This is a genomic window from Bradyrhizobium sp. G127, assembly GCF_021502575.1.
In the GTDB taxonomy this organism is placed as follows: Bacteria; Pseudomonadota; Alphaproteobacteria; order Rhizobiales; family Xanthobacteraceae; genus Afipia.
Genome location: NZ_JAKFGN010000002.1, coordinates 1,140,537 through 1,156,889 on the forward strand (window position 1 = coordinate 1,140,537; position 16,353 = coordinate 1,156,889).

At 60.5% G+C, this 16,353-nt stretch carries 18 protein-coding genes; 11 read left to right on the forward strand and 7 right to left on the reverse strand.

Annotation, left to right across the window (positions count from 1 at the left end; translation table 11 throughout):
* Positions 1 to 5: 5 nt before the first annotated feature.
* Both phnD and phnC read right to left on the reverse strand, forming a co-directional pair.
* Positions 6 to 944 carry a phosphonate ABC transporter substrate-binding protein gene (gene phnD / locus LVY71_RS17540; RefSeq protein ID WP_235101129.1) on the reverse strand — a complete coding sequence of 313 codons (939 nt, stop codon included), beginning with the start codon at positions 942 to 944 and terminating at the stop codon, positions 6 to 8.
* 43 nt (positions 945 to 987) lie between these two features.
* Positions 988 to 1,800 (reverse strand): phosphonate ABC transporter ATP-binding protein, encoded by an 813-nt coding sequence (phnC, locus tag LVY71_RS17545; RefSeq protein WP_235101130.1) that lies wholly within the window; start codon positions 1,798 to 1,800, stop codon positions 988 to 990.
* A 231-nt stretch (positions 1,801 to 2,031) separates the two neighbouring features.
* On the opposite strand from phnC, the gene LVY71_RS17550 reads away from it, so the two are divergent.
* The 11 genes from LVY71_RS17550 (at position 2,032) to LVY71_RS17600 (ending at position 10,838) form a co-directional block, all read left to right on the forward strand.
* Positions 2,032 to 2,664 carry an LbetaH domain-containing protein gene (locus LVY71_RS17550; protein ID WP_235101131.1) on the forward strand — a complete coding sequence of 211 codons (633 nt, stop codon included), beginning with the start codon at positions 2,032 to 2,034 and terminating at the stop codon, positions 2,662 to 2,664.
* Positions 2,665 to 2,707: 43 nt separating this feature from the next.
* Positions 2,708 to 3,898, forward strand: coding sequence for an alpha-D-ribose 1-methylphosphonate 5-triphosphate diphosphatase (locus LVY71_RS17555; RefSeq protein ID WP_235101535.1), 1,191 nt, complete (start codon positions 2,708 to 2,710; stop codon positions 3,896 to 3,898).
* Positions 3,899 to 3,921: 23 nt separating this feature from the next.
* A complete protein-coding gene (locus LVY71_RS17560; protein WP_235101132.1) occupies positions 3,922 to 4,626 on the forward strand; it encodes a DUF1045 domain-containing protein in 705 nt (234 codons plus the stop codon).
* Between the two features lie 264 nt (positions 4,627 to 4,890).
* Positions 4,891 to 5,685, forward strand: a complete 795-nt coding sequence (locus LVY71_RS17565) for a FadR/GntR family transcriptional regulator (RefSeq protein ID WP_235101133.1) — start codon at positions 4,891 to 4,893, stop codon at positions 5,683 to 5,685.
* Positions 5,675 to 6,172 (forward strand): 2,4'-dihydroxyacetophenone dioxygenase family protein, encoded by a 498-nt coding sequence (locus LVY71_RS17570; RefSeq protein WP_235101134.1) that lies wholly within the window; start codon positions 5,675 to 5,677, stop codon positions 6,170 to 6,172. Before LVY71_RS17565 ends, LVY71_RS17570 begins: the two co-directional genes overlap by 11 nt.
* A gap of 2 nt (positions 6,173 to 6,174) precedes the next feature.
* Positions 6,175 to 6,948 carry an SDR family NAD(P)-dependent oxidoreductase gene (locus tag LVY71_RS17575; RefSeq protein WP_235101536.1) on the forward strand — a complete coding sequence of 258 codons (774 nt, stop codon included), beginning with the start codon at positions 6,175 to 6,177 and terminating at the stop codon, positions 6,946 to 6,948.
* 198 nt (positions 6,949 to 7,146) lie between these two features.
* Entirely contained in the window at positions 7,147 to 7,893 is a 747-nt protein-coding gene (locus LVY71_RS17580; protein ID WP_235101135.1) for an ABC transporter permease, read from the forward strand.
* Positions 7,890 to 8,696 (forward strand): ABC transporter permease, encoded by an 807-nt coding sequence (locus LVY71_RS17585; protein ID WP_235101136.1) that lies wholly within the window; start codon positions 7,890 to 7,892, stop codon positions 8,694 to 8,696. Before LVY71_RS17580 ends, LVY71_RS17585 begins: the two co-directional genes overlap by 4 nt.
* On the forward strand, positions 8,693 to 9,451 hold the full coding sequence (locus tag LVY71_RS17590; protein ID WP_235101137.1) for an ABC transporter ATP-binding protein: 759 nt from the start codon (positions 8,693 to 8,695) through the stop codon (positions 9,449 to 9,451). Before LVY71_RS17585 ends, LVY71_RS17590 begins: the two co-directional genes overlap by 4 nt.
* Complete coding sequence (locus LVY71_RS17595) at positions 9,448 to 9,780, forward strand: hypothetical protein (RefSeq protein ID WP_235101138.1); 333 nt, start codon at positions 9,448 to 9,450, stop codon at positions 9,778 to 9,780. The genes LVY71_RS17590 and LVY71_RS17595 overlap by 4 nt, the downstream gene beginning before the upstream one ends.
* A gap of 2 nt (positions 9,781 to 9,782) precedes the next feature.
* Positions 9,783 to 10,838, forward strand: a complete 1,056-nt coding sequence (locus LVY71_RS17600; protein ID WP_235101139.1) for an ABC transporter substrate-binding protein — start codon at positions 9,783 to 9,785, stop codon at positions 10,836 to 10,838.
* Between the two features lie 61 nt (positions 10,839 to 10,899).
* Here the strand turns inward: LVY71_RS17600 and gabD are convergent, their stop codons facing one another.
* Genes gabD through LVY71_RS17625 form a run of 5 tightly spaced genes read right to left on the reverse strand, consistent with a single transcriptional unit; the run spans position 10,900 to position 16,317 of the window.
* Complete coding sequence (gabD, locus tag LVY71_RS17605; protein ID WP_235101140.1) at positions 10,900 to 12,372, reverse strand: NADP-dependent succinate-semialdehyde dehydrogenase; 1,473 nt, start codon at positions 12,370 to 12,372, stop codon at positions 10,900 to 10,902.
* 1 nt (position 12,373) lies between these two features.
* On the reverse strand, positions 12,374 to 13,939 hold the full coding sequence (locus LVY71_RS17610; RefSeq protein WP_235101141.1) for a class I adenylate-forming enzyme family protein: 1,566 nt from the start codon (positions 13,937 to 13,939) through the stop codon (positions 12,374 to 12,376).
* 25 nt (positions 13,940 to 13,964) lie between these two features.
* A complete protein-coding gene (locus LVY71_RS17615; RefSeq protein ID WP_235101142.1) occupies positions 13,965 to 14,717 on the reverse strand; it encodes an SDR family NAD(P)-dependent oxidoreductase in 753 nt (250 codons plus the stop codon).
* A gap of 55 nt (positions 14,718 to 14,772) precedes the next feature.
* A complete protein-coding gene (locus tag LVY71_RS17620) occupies positions 14,773 to 15,534 on the reverse strand; it encodes an N-acyl homoserine lactonase family protein (protein WP_235101143.1) in 762 nt (253 codons plus the stop codon).
* A 9-nt stretch (positions 15,535 to 15,543) separates the two neighbouring features.
* Complete coding sequence (locus LVY71_RS17625) at positions 15,544 to 16,317, reverse strand: enoyl-CoA hydratase-related protein (protein ID WP_235101144.1); 774 nt, start codon at positions 16,315 to 16,317, stop codon at positions 15,544 to 15,546.
* Positions 16,318 to 16,353: the final 36 nt, after the last annotated feature.

Sequence of the window (16,353 nt, forward strand, 5' to 3'; positions counted from 1 at the left end):
TGCAATCAGGAGGCCTTCTTCTTGCGAAGATGATCGACGAACTTGATCAGATCGATCATGCCGTCCCAGTCCTTGGTGGTCGCCGGATTGAAGTCCTTCTTCTGTCCGTCCGACAGTTTGTCGAAGGCGGCCTTCTCCTTGGTGGGGGTCTCAAAGAATGCCTTTTCAATCGCCGTCTTAAGATCGGCCGGCATGTCCCCAAGAACGGCATAGGGTCCGTTCAGGATCGGTGCAGACTTGTGAACGATACGGAAGTCTTCCTTTTTCATCGGCGAGCCATCGGCGTTCTTCAGCATGCCCTTGGTCAGCATCTGTGCCAGCGTCGAGTCATTCTCGGCGGTCCACTGATTGGCCGCGACATCGACGGTGCCCTGGGAGAGCGCCAGCATCGCGTTCTCGTGGCTGCCAGTAAACACCACCTTGCGGAAATAGGATTCGGCGTCCGAAATCTGCATTTTGTTCAGCTCGAAGCGCGGCACGTTGTTGCCGGAGGTCGAGTTCGGATCAACGAGGCCGAGGTTTTTGCTCTTCAGATCATCGATCGTCTTGTAGGGGCTTTTCGCCAGCACGAAGAACATCGAATAATAGCCGGTGCTGCCGTCGATATTGCGATCGTTGGCGAACGCCTCAGTGTTAACGCCGGTCATACGGGCGCGGGCAAACGATGCCGAGCCGTAGCTTGCAATATGAATTGTACCGGAGCGTTGGCCTTCGATCACAGCGGCGTAGTCGTTGGCGATGCGCAGGTTAACCTTCACGCCGAGTTCCTTGCTCAGATAGGCGATGAACGGCGCCCAACGCTCGGTCACGCCCGAGGCGTTCTCGGCAGGAACCACCGCGAAGGTGAGCTCTGGATATTTTGCTATCCAGTCCTGAGCCGAGGCGGCGGTGGCGCTGAAGGCAAGTGCGGCGACGCCGGCAATGACGGTGCGACGATTGATCATGATGTCCTCTCGGGTGAGTGGTCGTGTCTTTATGGAAACAGAACTATGCGACGGCAGCATTTCCGAGCACGGGTGCCAGTTCGCCAGGTACGAAGTCCGGTGTCTCGTCCATCACCTCGCCGGCTTCGAGATCGTAAAGCTCACGCGCGATGCTGTCGGTCAGCGAGGCCGGCGCGCCGTCGAACACGATGCGGCCCGCCGACATGCCGATCAGGCGATCGCAATAGGTCCGCGCCAGATCGAGCGAATGCAGATTGCAGATCACGGTGATGCCGAAATGCTTGTTGATACGCAGCAGCGCATCCATCACGATCCGGGTGTTGCGAGGGTCGAGCGACGCGATCGGCTCGTCGGCCAATATGATGTCGGGCTGCTGGACCAGCGCGCGGGCGATCGCCACGCGCTGCTGCTGTCCGCCCGAGAGCTGATCCGCGCGCTGCGCCGCCATGGGCATCATGTCGAACTGTTCCAACGCGGAGATAGCGATGGCCTTGTCGTCATGCGGCCAGAGTTGCAGCAGCGAGCGCCACAGCGGCACGCCGGCCAGACGCCCCATCAGGACGTTGGTCAGCACATCGAGGCGCCCGACCAGATTGAACTGCTGGAAGATCATCGCCGACCGGGCACGCCATCGGCGCAAATCGTGGCCTTGCAGCGCAGTGACGTCGACGCCCTCGAACAGGACGCGCCCGCCGGTCGGGCTTTCCAGCCGGTTGATCATGCGTAGCAGTGTGGATTTTCCGGCGCCCGAGCGGCCGATCACGCCGACGAAACGTCCGGGCTCAACCGAGAAGGACGCATTGTCGACAGCCGTCTTCGCCCCGAACCGGCACGTCAGTCCGTCCACCACAAGCATGCGCCGACTCCGTCAGAATATCTGCAGCCACCGCTAACGCCGGTTTCCTACAGTTGTGTGACAGCGTCAGTTGCAGCGGTACATCTCCCCTCAATTCGCAAGTGCTGTGGCAAAACGCTCATTGTCATCCAGTCTTCATGATGCCGTCATGCAATGTCCTGAAGAGACTGTTCGCCGTCTCATCGACCCCCGCCTTGGACAAGCCAATCCGTTTGCGAGATTCCCCTACTCATGGCCGGTAAAGCCCTATCCATTCAACCACTCATCGATCCAACCGCAAGGCTGCATGACAGCCACGCGGGAGCCTATTGCGAGATTGGCGCGCGAACCGTTCTGCACGAAGTCACGATGGGGGATTACTCTTACGTTGTGAACGACAGCCAGATTGCCTACGCCACCATCGGAAAATTTTGCTCCATTGCGGCAATGACCCGGATCAATCCCGGCAATCACCCGATGCATCGCGCCGCGCAGGCGCATTTTTCCTATCGCACCAGCGCCTATTTTCCAGGTGAAGCCGACGATACGGACTTCTTCGCCTGGCGACGCAGTCATCATGTGACGTTCGGCCATGACGTCTGGATCGGTCACGGCGCTATCGTGCTGTCCGGCCGGAATATCGGCACCGGTGCCGTGGTCGCGGCCGGTGCGGTCGTCACCAAGGACGTGCCGGACTACACCGTTGTTGGCGGAAACCCGGCGCGGCCGATCCGGCGGCGGTTTCCGGAACATGTCTCCGAGCAGTTGATCGCGCTGGCGTGGTGGGACTGGAGCCATGACCGGCTCCGCACCGCGCTGGCGGATTTCCGGAATCTGCCGGTCGAAGCCTTTGTCGAGAAATATAACAGCACCCTGGCCAGCTAACCTGCGTTCCAGCGAAGGACATCGAAGCAAAGACATGAGACTCATGCCAGACATTTTGATCGAAGGCGGCCGGACATTGATTGGAGACGCACTTGAGGATGCGTCCATTCACATCGCGCATGGGACAATTACCGAAGTGTCTTCGCGAGGCAGCGCGGCCTCATTGCGCCTCGACAGCCATGGCCTGATCGCCCTGCCCGGCATCGTCGACATGCACGGCGATGCCTTCGAGCGCCAGATGATGCCGCGCCCCGGCGTCGACTTCCCGGTCGATGTCGCTCTTGTCGACAGCGATCGCCAGGCCATCGCCAACGGCATCACGACGGTCTTTCACGCCACAACATGGTCATGGGAGCCCGGCCTGCGCGGTACCGAGAATGCGCATCGCCTGCTCGATGCCATCGAAGGTATGCGGCCCCAACTGGCCGCCGACACGCGCTTTCATCTCCGGCAGGAGACTTTCAACCTCGACGCCGAGCCGACCATCGCCGAGTGGCTGACCGCGGGCCGCGTCGATTTGCTCGCCTTCAACGATCACATGCATATGACGGCCGCGTCGATGAATAATCCCAAGAAGCGCGCCCGCATGGTGGAGCGCTCCGGTCTTGGCGAAACTGAGTTCGATCTGCTGGTCGAACGGGTGATGACCGGTGCGGACAAGGTTCCTGCATCCATCGCGCGGCTTGCCTCCATCGGCCGCGACAACGGCGTGCCGCTGCTGTCCCACGACGATGAATCGCCGGATCAGCGCACCCACTTCCGGTCGCTCGGTATCGCCGTCGCGGAATTTCCGATCAATGAGGCGACTGCACGCGCGGCGGTCGAAGGCGGCGACTTCACGGTGTTCGGCGCGCCAAACGTCGTGCGCGGCGGCAGCCACACCGGATGGATCAGCGCCGCGGAGATGGTGAGCAAGGGCCTGTGCTCGATTTTGGCCTCGGACTACTACTATCCAGCGCCTCTGCTCGCAGCGTTTAGGCTTGCTGCCGACGATATCCTGCCGCTGCCGCAGGCTTGGGCTCTGGTATCGCGCGCACCAGCTGCGGCGACCGAACTGCACGATCGCGGCCAGATTGCAGCCGGAAAACGCGCGGACATTTTATTGGTCGACGCAGGCGAACCACTGAGACCCCGTGTCGTCGCCGTGATCGCCGGCGGACGCATGGTCCATCTCACGGAGCCGCAGCGCATTTTATCGACCTCTGCCGCCGAACGCAGGGTTGAACCCGCCTGAGCGGACAGCTACTCAGGGTTCGCATGTCGCAATACCCCCGCTACGCCGTCTATTTCGTCCCGTCAGCCGATAGCACTCTCTATCGGTTCGGCGCGGGTCTGATCGGGTACGATGCCTATTCGGGGCAACCCCTTCCTTTCTCCGAAGGCATTGAAAGCGAGATTGACGGCTGGAAACAGTTCACCGCCGATCCGCGAAAATATGGTTTTCATGCCACGTTGAAAGCCCCCATCTCTCTCGCCCCCGGCAAGACCGAAGACGAACTCGTGGCAGCGATGAGCGATTTCGCGCAGACGCCGCGAGCTATCCCGGTAATTGCGCCAACCGTTCGCGGCATTAGCAGCTTCGTCGCTATTACGCCGAATGATTTCTGCGCCGAGTTGCAGAAGCTGGCCGACGATTGCGTCATTGCCTTCGACCAGTTCCGTGCGCCGCTGACAACAGCGGATCGCGAGCGCCGCAACGTGTCGGCGCTCAACAAACGGCAGGTCGCCTATCTGGATCGCTGGGGCTATCCTTACGTGCTAGAGGAATTCCGCTTTCACATGACGCTGGCCGGATCTCTTCCCGCGGAACGGCGAGCGCCGGTGCTGGATCTTCTTCAGCAGCGCTTTGGCGCGCTCGAACTAAAATCGATATCGATCGACCGGCTGGCATTGCTGCGCCAGAACGACGCAAGTTCCGGCTTCACCCTCATTTCGCTTTGGCCGTTGCGCGCAACCGTCTAAAGCTCACTGCTTTTTACCGTTGTAATATCGTTATGACGCACCGCACGGTTGCCGGGTGACAGTCGCCTTGGGCACAAGCCCCACTCCGACTTATTCAATGACCTGAATACCGTTGTTCCGACGGTTAGCGCCCATGACGCCCCGCTCGCAATGCAATAAAATTCGTAATCATCCGATGTTTAACATCGGATGATTGCAAGGCCTGATTACCCCGTGCTAGCGTTTTGCACGCCGCTCGAAGACGGCGACCGGGAGACTGAAACGTTGGCCAAGGCCGCTGCCAAGTTCATCGTCAAACGCGCAAAGCCCGGCCGCATTCATGCGGTGCTGTCCACGCTGGGCAGCGAGATCGCACGCGATCTGATTCCCACCGGAGCCGCGCTGCCGCCGGAACCCGAACTCGAAGCACGTTTCGGCGTAGGTCGCGGTGTTGTTCGCGAGGCGATCAAGACATTGGCCGCCAAGGGTCTCGTGAGCGTCGGTCCTCGCCATGGCACGCGCGTGTTGCCGCGCCACGACTGGAGCCTGCTGGATCGCGACGTCCTGAACTGGCTGGTTGGGAAAGGCGCTCCGGATCGCGAACTGCTGCTGGAAATCCAGGAAGTGCGTTCGATCATCGAGCCGGCAGCAGCGGCTCTCGCGGCCGATCGGGCCACGAAATCAGACCGCGAGCGCATCAATGCCGCACTGACTGCGATGGAAACCTCCCACGACCAGATCAGCGCGATCGCCGCGGACAAGGCCTTCCATCTCGCGATCCTCGACGCCACCCACAACCGGGTATTTCAAGGCTTCAGAGGCGCAATCGATACGATCCTGAGCACGGTATTTCTGGTTGCTGTCGGCAGTTCGGGCTGGTTCGATGACAATCTGCCTAATCACGCTGCCGTGGCGCGCGCCATCGATGAAGGCAGTTCCCGCAAGGCGCGGATCGCGATGGATCAGGTGCTTGGCTTCACCCGATCCAAGCTGTCGAAGAAAAAGCCGGCCAGTAGCCGAGTCTCATCAGGCCCGCGCGCGGCCAAGCCGAAAATCAAGAGGAAACAAGATGTATCGTGACATGAAGGGCTCGACCCATGTGCTCGCATCGCCGGAGATCGCGGTAGTGGCGATCCCGCAGGACGAGCGCGTCTGGGTCCCGCAGGCGCCCGACGTCTGGTTCAGGCCGCTGATGCTCAACACACGGCAGGGCCAGTGGTGCAACCTACTGCGCGTCCGCCGCTCCGGTGTACTGTCGCGGCATCTGCATCCGAACCCCGTTCATGGCTTCGTCCTTAAGGGAAAATGGTTCTATCGCGAGCACGAGTGGATCGCCACCGAAGGCTCCTATGTGTTTGAGCCGCCGGGCGAAATACATACGCTGGTAGTGCCGGAAGACACGCCTGAAATGATTACCTTCTTCAACATTCAGGGATCGATGGTCTATCTCGACGAGCAGAACAAGAACGTCGGCTATGAGGACGTGTTCACCAAGATCGATATGTGCCGCGCTCACTACGAAGCGAGCGGTCTCGGCCGCAACTACGTCGACCAGTTCGTGCGCTGATGATGGACGCCGCGACCATATCTCCCGAGATCACGTCCGCAGCCTGGGCGTCGATCTGGTATGCCGGCAAGCGCGTACTCGTGACCGGCGGCACGTCGGGCATCGGCGCCGGGATCGCGCGCGGTTTCATCGAGGCCGGCGCAGACGTCACCGTCGCAGGTGTCGGTGACGCCGAGATTGCGGCGGCGGCTTCCGATCCAGTGTTGAGTAAAGCACGCGCGCATCGTCTCGACGTGCGCGACGGCGAGGCGGTCAAAGCCCTGATCGGCTCGCTCGACGACCTCGATGTGGTCGTCAATTGCGCCGGTATCATCCGCCGCGGCGAGGAACTCGATCCAGAGGTTTTTCAATCGGTGGTCGACATCAATCTCAATGGCACCATGCGCGTATGTGCGGCTGCGCGCCCGCTGCTGGCACGCTCCAACGGCGCGATTGTCAATCTCGCCTCCATGCTGTCGTTCTTTGGCGGCGGCTTTGTTCCCGGATATGCCGCGAGCAAGGGCGGCATCGCGCAACTGACCAAATCGCTCGCCATCGCCTATGCCGTGGATGGCATCCGCGTCAACGCGATTGCTCCGGGCTGGATCGCCACGCCTCTCACCACGGCGCTGCAAGCTGACCCGGTACGGAGCCAGGTCATTCTTGACCGCACTCCACTGGGCCGCTGGGGCAAGCCCGCCGATCTGCTGGGCGGAGTCCTTTATTTGTGTTCGCCCACGGCTTCTTTCGTCACCGGGACCGTGCTCGTTATCGATGGAGGATATGCCATCGCGTGACGATATGTGGCGACGTGACGCGCGGCAGCACGTTTGTTGGTAGCTAATCTCAAGGTGCTGGAAAACAAAGCGCCTGCAAGAAAGAACAAGAGTGATCGGAAACACCGGTCGCAGGGAGGTCATGTGCTGGTCAGGCCCAGTCAGAAAGTTCAACCGAGATGGCTGACGCGAGGGATTAACTCCATCGCGGGCGCAGCAATGTTCGTCACGCCCCTGCTCGTTCTCGTGCTCGTCTGGGCCATCGTTGTTCCGCTGTTCCAGATCAACCCGCGGGTCTTTCCATCTGTGGGCGCAGTCGGTGCGGCCGCAATGGAGTCGATCCGCGACGGCACGCTGATCAACCACGTCGGCGCAAGTCTGTTACGGGTAGGCCTTGGGACGCTGATCGGTATCATCACCGCCGTGCCGCTCGGCATCGCCATGGGCGTCAGCCCGGCCGTCTCTACCTTCCTGACGCCGTTGTTCCGCTTCTTCTCGGTACTGGCCGGTATCGCATGGATTCCCATTGCGACGCTGTGGTTCGGCTACGGCTTCGGCGCTATCATCTTCGTGATCTTCAATGCCGTATTCTTCGTAGTCGCCTACAACACGCTGCTCGGCGTCTCGACTATCCCGTATGCACTGCGCAACGCGGCCGCCTCCCTGGGCGCAGGCCGCTGGGCGCTGCTGACACAGGTGCTGTTACCTGGCGCGTTGCCGAACATCGTTACCGGTATCCGCACCGGACTCGGATTCGCATGGCGCGGGTTGATCGCCGCGGAGATGATCGCGACCAATGTCGGCCTCGGCTACATGCTGTTCGTCGCCCGCGATTTCTACCGCACCGAGGTGATCGTGCTTGGCATGATCGTTATCGGCGTACTCTGGCTGCTGATTGACCGCCTGCTGCTGGTTCCGCTTGAACGCTCGACCATCGAACGTTGGGGCATGGTGAGGCGCGCATGAACCTGATCCTGAAAGGCTGGAGCGCTTACACGCGGATGACCGTTCGCTGGCCGGGGGTCGCCGCCATCATTCCGTTCATTCCGGTGGTGCTGCTGTGGACCATAGTCTCGGAAGCCAGCGTATTTCCCCGCGCTTTCTTTCCCGGCCCTGGCGACGTCGTGCGCTCGTTTCTTTCGCTCACATATAAAGGCATCCTGCCAGACTATCTTCAGGACAGCCTGATCCGTCTGATCACCGGCGCTTCTGTCGGTATGGCACTCGGCATCCCACTGGGCATCCTGATCGGCACCAGCCGCTGGGCTCATCGCATCTGCTGGCCGGTGCTGCTGTTCTTTCAAGCTATCGGCGACATTGCGTGGCTACCGATCCTGCTGATCTGGTTCGGCTTCGGCCTCACTACCATGACCTTCGTCATCGTCTACACCGTGCTGTTTCCAGTGGTGCTTAACACCGTGCTCGGCGTTGAGTCCGTTCCGCGCGATCTCGGGCGCGCCGCACGCAGCCTCGGAGCATCCCCTGCGCGCGTTCTCTGGGAAGTGACATTGCCGGGAGCCCTGCCCAACATTATCACGGGCCTACGCAATGGTCTGGGCTACGGCTGGCGCGCCCTGATCGCCGTGGAAATCATCGTCGGCACCAGCGGCATCGGCTTCATGATGTTCGATGCGCGCCGCGCCGGCTCCACCGTAGAGATCATTCTCGGCATGATCATTCTCGGACTGCTTTGGTACATCGTGGATGCCTGGATTCTCGCACCGATCGAGCGCGCGACCGGCAAACGCTGGGGACTGGTAACATCATGAACACGCTGTCGATCCGCAATCTCGCAAAGACCTACTTCGACCCTTACGCCGGCGCGCATGTTAACGCCGTCCACGATGTCTCGCTCGACGTCGAACGGGGTGAATTCGTCTCCGTTGTCGGCCCATCCGGCTGCGGAAAAACCACGATCCTCAACATGATCGCTGGCTTCATTCCTCATTCCGGCGGAGAAATTCTCCTGAACGGCAAAGCGATCGACGGACCCGGCCCGGATCGTGGCGTCGTGTTCCAATCCTTCGCGCTATTTCCGTGGAAGACCGTACTCGACAATGTCGGCTTCGGTCCAAAGATGCGCGGAATTCCGAAAGCCGAGCGCGACAAGATCGCACATGAATACTTGGCGCTCGCGGGCTTGACCCATGCTGCCAATCGTTATCCCAACGAATTGTCCGGCGGCATGCAGCAGCGCGTCGGTGTCGTGCGCGCACTTGCCAACAATCCTGCCGTTCTCTTGATGGACGAGCCTTTCGCCGCGGTCGACGCACAGACTCGCATGACATTGCAGGAAGAACTCACGCGCATCTGGCAGGAGCGCCGTCCGACGGTAATCTTCATCACCCATGACGTTGCCGAAGCGGTATTTCTGGCGAATCGCGTCGTCGTACTCTCGAAGGGGCGTGTGCTCGACCAAGTCAAGATCGACCTGCCGCGCCCACGCGTTTGGGATGACCTGATCGAAAACGATACCTTCAAGAAGCTATCCGCGCAGGTTCTGCATATGGTGCGCTCCGCATGAGCCTCGCATCCGAAGCCCTGCGTTCGACCAAAGGCCGGGTTGTTCTCGGCGTGGTGGCCGCGTGGCTTGGATTTCAGCTGTGGCTGACGCTGGCTGCACCGGCGAAGATTTCGCCCCAACTCGCGGGCACCTCCGAGAAGGTCAACATCCAGATCGAACTGCCTTTCACGCCTGAGCGCTTTCACGTTCAGTCATTCCAGCAATATGGAAGGGTCGCCGGTGCAGACGACCATTCGATAGCACTCCGTGGCGTCAAACGAACGGATCTCAACGCGGTTGCCCGGCCTTACTGGGTGACGAGCGTGGGGCCGATAAAAGAGGGAGGATAATAATGAAACGACTATTGATGATAGGAGCTACGCTGATGCTGGCATGTATGCCGGCGCAAGCGCAGACGATGGTAAAAGTGAAGGCCGGCATGGTCACCGGCATCGACCAGATCGGATTGCCGATCGCGCTGGAACGAGGTTTCTTCGAAAAGAACGGACTCGACGTCACCATTGCCCGGCCCTACGCCACCGGCGTCGATGCGCTGAATGCGCTTCAGGCCGGGGAAAGCGAAATCGTTCAGGTCGGCGTGCCGATGATCGGCGCCGTCCTGCGCGGCATGGACCTGGTTGCACTCGGCAACTACAGCGGCAACGCGACCAAGGCCGGTTCCGATGCCACCATGGCCGTCATCGCCCGCGAGGGAGCCGGCATCGTCAAGGGCGACCTCGCCAGCCTGAAGGGCAAAAAGATCGCGGCCTCGTTTGGCACTATCAATCATCTCTATATTCTGGCGATCCTCGAGAAGGCCGGCCTGAAGCCTGACGACGTGACGCTGGTAAACACGCCGCCACCGGATATGACGGTCGCGCTGCTCGCCAAGGGCATCGACGCATTCTCGGCGTGGGATCCATGGCCGATCGTCGCCGGCAAGGATATTCCGGGCTCGATCGAGGTCATCCGCGGTGGCGACGTGATTTCCTATCTCGGCTTCAATGTCGCCCTGCGTCCGTGGGTCGAGAAGAACGGCGAGACCATCGAGAAATTCCTCGCCGCAGTATCCGAAGCGGATCAGTGGATGCGCAAGAATCCGAAGTTGGCTGCCGGCATCGCAACCCGCTGGATTCCCGGCCTCAAGCCGGAAGTCGCCGAAGCCGCGATGCAGTTCAATATCCAGCAGGCGGACCGTCGCCTGTCGGCGAATAACTACCGCGCGCTCTGGAGTGCGGAGGATCGTCTGGCACGGCTGGGCATCCTTAAGTCGACGTTCGACGTCAACAAGCACATCGAGCCGAAGCACATCCTGAAGGTGATGAAAGACAAGCCGGAATTGTTCGTCGATCTACCGCCGATTCCGGCGAATGTCGCGATCGGGCCGGACTACACGTTCAAGCCTTGAGATTTAGGAACTTAAAAAGCGGCGGGCGACCTGGGTTCGCCCGCCGGTTCTATTTGTTTGATCAGATCCCGCCCATGCAGAGATACTTGATCTCGAGGTAATCCTCGATGCCGTACTTAGAGCCTTCGCGGCCGTTGCCGCTTTCCTTCACACCGCCGAACGGCGCAATCTCTGTTGAGATGATGCCTTCGTTGATGCCGACCATCCCGTATTCCAGCGCCTCGGCAACGCGCCAGACCCGTCCAATGTCGCGTCCGTAGAAATACGCCGCAAGACCGAACTCGGTATCATTGGCCAGCTGGATAGCTTCTTCTTCGGTCTTGAAGCGGAACACCGGCGCGACGGGGCCGAAGGTTTCCTCGCGGAAGATCAGCATGTCCGGTGTGGTGCCGGTCAGCACCGTCGGCTCATAGAAGGTGCGACCCAGCGCATGGCGATGGCCGCCCACCGCCAACTTCGCGCCCTTTGAGGTTGCGTCGTTGATATGCTCCTCGACCTTCTCGACCGCAGCCATGTTGATCAACGGCCCGATGGTGACGCCCTCGCCGAAGCCATCGCCGACTTTCAGATCGCGCACTGCCTTCGAAAGTGCCTCGACAAATTTGTCGTAGATCTTGTCCTGCGCGAAGATGCGGTTGACGCAGACGCAGGTCTGGCCGGCATTGCGGTACTTCGAGGCCATGGCACCCTTAACAGCCGCATCGATGTCTGCGTCATCGAACACGATGAACGGTGCGTTGCCGCCCAGCTCCATCGAGGTGCGCTTCACTGTAGAGGCACTCTGCTCCATCAATTTCTTGCCGATTTCGGTGGAGCCGGTGAACGTCACTTTGCGGATAATGGGATTCGAGGTCATTTCGCCGCCGATGGCTGCCGCCGATCCGGTGATCACGGAGAAAACACCTTTCGGCACACCGGCCCGCTCGGCCAGCACCGCCAGCGCCAGCGCCGACAGCGGCGTCTGGCTCGCAGGCTTCACTACCATGGTGCAGCCGGCGGCCAGCGCCGGACCCGCTTTGCGCGTGATCATCGCCGCCGGAAAATTCCACGGCGTGATCGCCGCGCAGACACCGATCGGCTGCTTCAGCACCACGATGCGTCGATCCGCGCTAAACGGCGGAATGGTGTCGCCATAGATGCGCTTGCCTTCCTCGGCGAACCACTCGATAAAGCTCGCGGCATAAGCGATCTCGCCGCGGCTCTCCGCCATCGGCTTGCCCTGCTCCGCCGTCATGATCATGGCAAGGTCTTCCTGATTGACCATCATCAGGTCGAACCACTTGCGCAGGATCGTCGCACGCTCCTTTGCGGTCTTCGCGCGCCAGGCCGGCAGCGCCGCGTTGGCCTGCTCGATGGCGCGCTTCGTCTCGGCCACGCCCATGTTCGGCACGCTGCCGACGATTGCGCCATTCGCCGGATTATCGACCTTGATCATGCCGCCGCCGTCAGCGGCAACCCATTCGCCGTTGACATAACAGGCGTCGCGGAGCAGCGACGGGTCTTTCAGGGTAAGCTTAGCGACCTTGTCCAGCATGTTAAGAAGCCTTGTTGATTGGCGCGACCAGGGTTTCGCGCAGTTTGAAGCGAATGATCTTTCCCGACCCGGTGCGCGGAATTTCGGTCACGAAGTGCACCGAGAACGGCACCTTATAGGAAGACAGATGCCCCCGGCAGTGTTCCAGAATGTCTTTTGTTTCGATTCCGGTTCCCTCGCGGGCGACAACGAACAAAGCCGGAACTTCGCCCAGGTGCTCATGGGGGATGCCCACCACCGCGCTATCGATAATGTCTTCAATGACGTTCACGACTTCCTCGATCTCGGCCGGAGCAATGTTCTGGCCGCCGCGAATAATGAGTTCCTTCAGCCGGCCCGTGATGGTCAGAAAACCGTTGGCGTCGCTCCGGGCCAGATCGCCAGTGTGGTACCAGCCCTTGCGCAGCGCTGACGCGGTTTCCTCGGGCTTGTTGTGATACCCGCTCATGAGGTTGGGCCCGCGGACAATCAACTCGCCTTCCTCGCCGATGGCAGCATCCTCACCGTTCGCCGGCGATACGATACGGACGGCAAGTCCAGGCAGCGGCAATCCGCAGGATCCCATCACACGCTCTCCGACCGGCCAGTTCATCGTGACCATGGTCGATGTCTCGGTAATTCCGTAACCGTCGAGCAGCTTGATGCCGAAACGGGATTCGAATTCGCGGTTCAGCGTCGCGGGCATGATCGCGCCGGCCGACATGCTCAGCCGCAGGTTCGGCAGTTTCAAGCCGGGCTCGGCCTTTGTTGCCTCAAGGAAGTAGTGGAACATGGTCGGCACGCCTGGAAACACCGTAAACTCGCCGCTACTCAGCAGGCGCACGGCATCGGTCGTGGAGTATTTCTCCATGATATATTCGGTTGCGCCGACCGCCAGAATGCTCAGCACCGAGAGATTGAGCGCATACGAATGAAACAGCGGCAGCGGCGAGAGAACAACGTCGCTCTCGGACAATCCGGCAATCGGCGCCCAGCACGCGGCCGTAACCCACAACATGCTGTGAACCGAGAGCAGCACGCCCTTGGCGCGGCCGGTGGTGCCTGACGTGTAGATGATAAAGGCTGGCTTGAAAATATCCGATGGATCGCGCGGTGAGGACTTCGGCGCGGTTGTCGCGAGTTGTTCATACCGCAGCGTACCGGCAGACGTTGGCCCTTGCCCGGTCAGGATCGTCAGCTTGAGGTCCGGCGCGTCCTGCTTCAACTTCGTGATCAACGATGCGCGTTCGTCGGTCGCGATGATCGCCGTGCAGCCCGCATCCTGAAGCCGATATAGTACCTCGGATTCGGTAGCCTCATAACTGATGGGCACACCGATGGCACCGGCACGGTTGATTGCGAAACAGCTTTCGATCCAGGCCACCGAGTTTGGAAGGAAGATGGCAATCTTGTCGCCCGGCTGAACGCCGTTGTCAGCCAGATGTCCCGCGACATTGGCCGTACGTGCAGCAAGCTCGCCGTACGTCACCGTGGTCGATGCGTCGCGATAGGCCGGTTTCGATCCGCGCGCATCCGCGTGGCGGCGGAGCAACGCCGGGATCGAAGCGATCAGGTTTGTCTGGAGCATAGTCTCCTCCCTTCCTTGCTTTCCATCAGACCATGCTGAACCCGCCGCTGATGCTGATGGTCTGCCCCGTGATCCATCCGCCATGTTTGGAGGACAGCAGGGTCACCATCGGCGCGATGTCGGACGGAAATCCGAGGCGGCGCAGCGGGTAGAGTTTTGTCAGCTTGTCGCGGTTGGCGTTGACCCAGTCGAGATCATGCGGCGTCTCCACCAGACCCAGCGAGATCGTGTTCGCGGTGACCCCGAAGCGGCCCATCTCGCGCGCCAGCGATTTCATCAGCGCGATGACGCCGCCGCGTGCCGCCGCCACGATCGCCAGACCCGATTCCCCGACGCGCGAGGAATCGCCCACCAGTGCGATGATCCGGCCGTCCCCCGCCTTCTCAAGATGCGGCGCCGCCGCCTTGGAAATATGAATCGCGCCATAGAGGCAGATATCGATCTGCTTCTTCCACTCGTCCGGCGTAGTCTCCACAAACCGGTTGCGCAGCGCGACGCCGGCGTTGTTCACGACAATATTCAGTCCGCCGAGGTCGGATACGACTTTGGCGACCATCGCTTGTACTTCTTCAAAGTTGGCGACGTCGGCCTTGTAAGCGATAGCCTTGCCGCCGGCCTTCTCGATCTCGGCCACCACGGCTGCGGCGCGTTCGCGCGAGCCATTATAATTGACGGCAACGGCTGCGCCCTCCGCCGCAAGGCTGAGTGCAATTTCACGGCCGACATCGCGGCCGGCGCCAGTGACGAGAGCAACCTTGCCCTTCAGATGCATATCCATTTTTATTGTCCTCAACGGTTGTTTTTGTGTGCGATTTCAGTCCGAGCTACGGCCGTTAGTCGTAGGCCTCCATGCCCTTGCGCAGGGAATCCCACTGCGCGCTGTCGTGGCTGCAAATAATCGTCCCGCCTGCCTTTTCGATACGCCGGATTTCAGCAAACGATTGCAGGAATTGGTCGATGTTCTTGGTATTCTTCGGTACGATCTCCTGATCGAGATTGGCGCGAACGCTGAGAGCGTCGGACGCCAGCAAGAACTCGCCGCTGCGATCGAGCTTCACCAGCGCACCGAGGGTGCCGGGCGTATGGCCGGGCAGCGGAATGAGCGTGATCTTGCCGTCACCGAACAGATCAGTCTGCTGCTCGATCACCTTCATCGGGATCGGATGATCCCAGTCGGCGGAGAAATAGCCGCTATTCAAGGCATCCGGCGCTTTCGCCGCTTCCAGCTCGCGCGCGTGCACAACGATGGTCGATTTCCTGAAGAACTCGTTACAGCCGCAATGATCAGTGTGAAGATGCGAGCAGACAACAACGTCAATGTCGTCCGGCCCGAGACCAACCGCCTTGAGCCCGGTCAGGACGTTTTCGCCCGGCGGCATGATCGGCGCCATGTATTTCGCAAGACCGCCCCACCGGCCTTCGGGATTCTCCGCAATCGTAGGATGACAGCCGGTGTCGAACAGCACATTGCCCTGGGCATGCCGCATCAGCATGCACGACACCGGGAGCTCAATCATCTCGCGGCGATCGGCATCCGGAAAATAGATGCTCTTCTTCATGCGAAGCCGACCACCCGACAGAACATGCATTTTCATGACGCTGACTTACCTCCCGCGAAACATTGGCGGCCGCTTCTCGGCAAATGCCCGGCGGCCTTCTTCGTAATCCTCGCTGGCCGATACGCGATCGATGAAAGCATCAGCGGCCTCCACATCCAGCGCTCCCGGCCCCATCGACAAGCCAGTTAGAATGCGTTTGGCACCCTCAACCGACAGCGGCGCAAGTTTGGCGATGTCGGTGGCGAAAGCCTTCGCGTCAGCCATAGGATCGTTCGACACCCGATCGACAAGTCCCATATTCTTGGCATCCACTGCGCTGAAACGATCCGCCGAATAGAGAATGCGCTTGGCATTAGTCAAGCCGACCAGCCCCAGCAGGCGTTGCGTGCTGCGGACGCCGTATACGATCGACAACTTCGCGGCGGGAATACCGATCGCCGTGTCGGTGTGCGCATAACGAAAGTCGCAAGCCATCGACAGATGGCAACCACCGCCCAGGCAGTATCCTTCCAGAACTGCGATAACCGGCTTCGGCGCATTCGCGATGGCATCTGATGATGCATCTACGGCCACCTCGTAAGCTTTGCTCTCTGGGACATTGGAGCGAACTTTTGCAAACTCCGAGACATCGGCACCGACGCTGAAATTTCCGCCGGCTCCGGTCAGGATGATCGCACGCACGTCGGTATCGTGACCCAGTCGCGTGAAAATCTCGGCGATACCTTGCCACATGGCAAGCGTCATGGCATTGCGCAACACTGGCCGGTTGAGCGTCACCACTGCGACCTTGTCCTGAATGGCAACATCAATATCGGCCAAATTCTCTACTCCTGCGAGAGCGCCTGAACGGCGCCC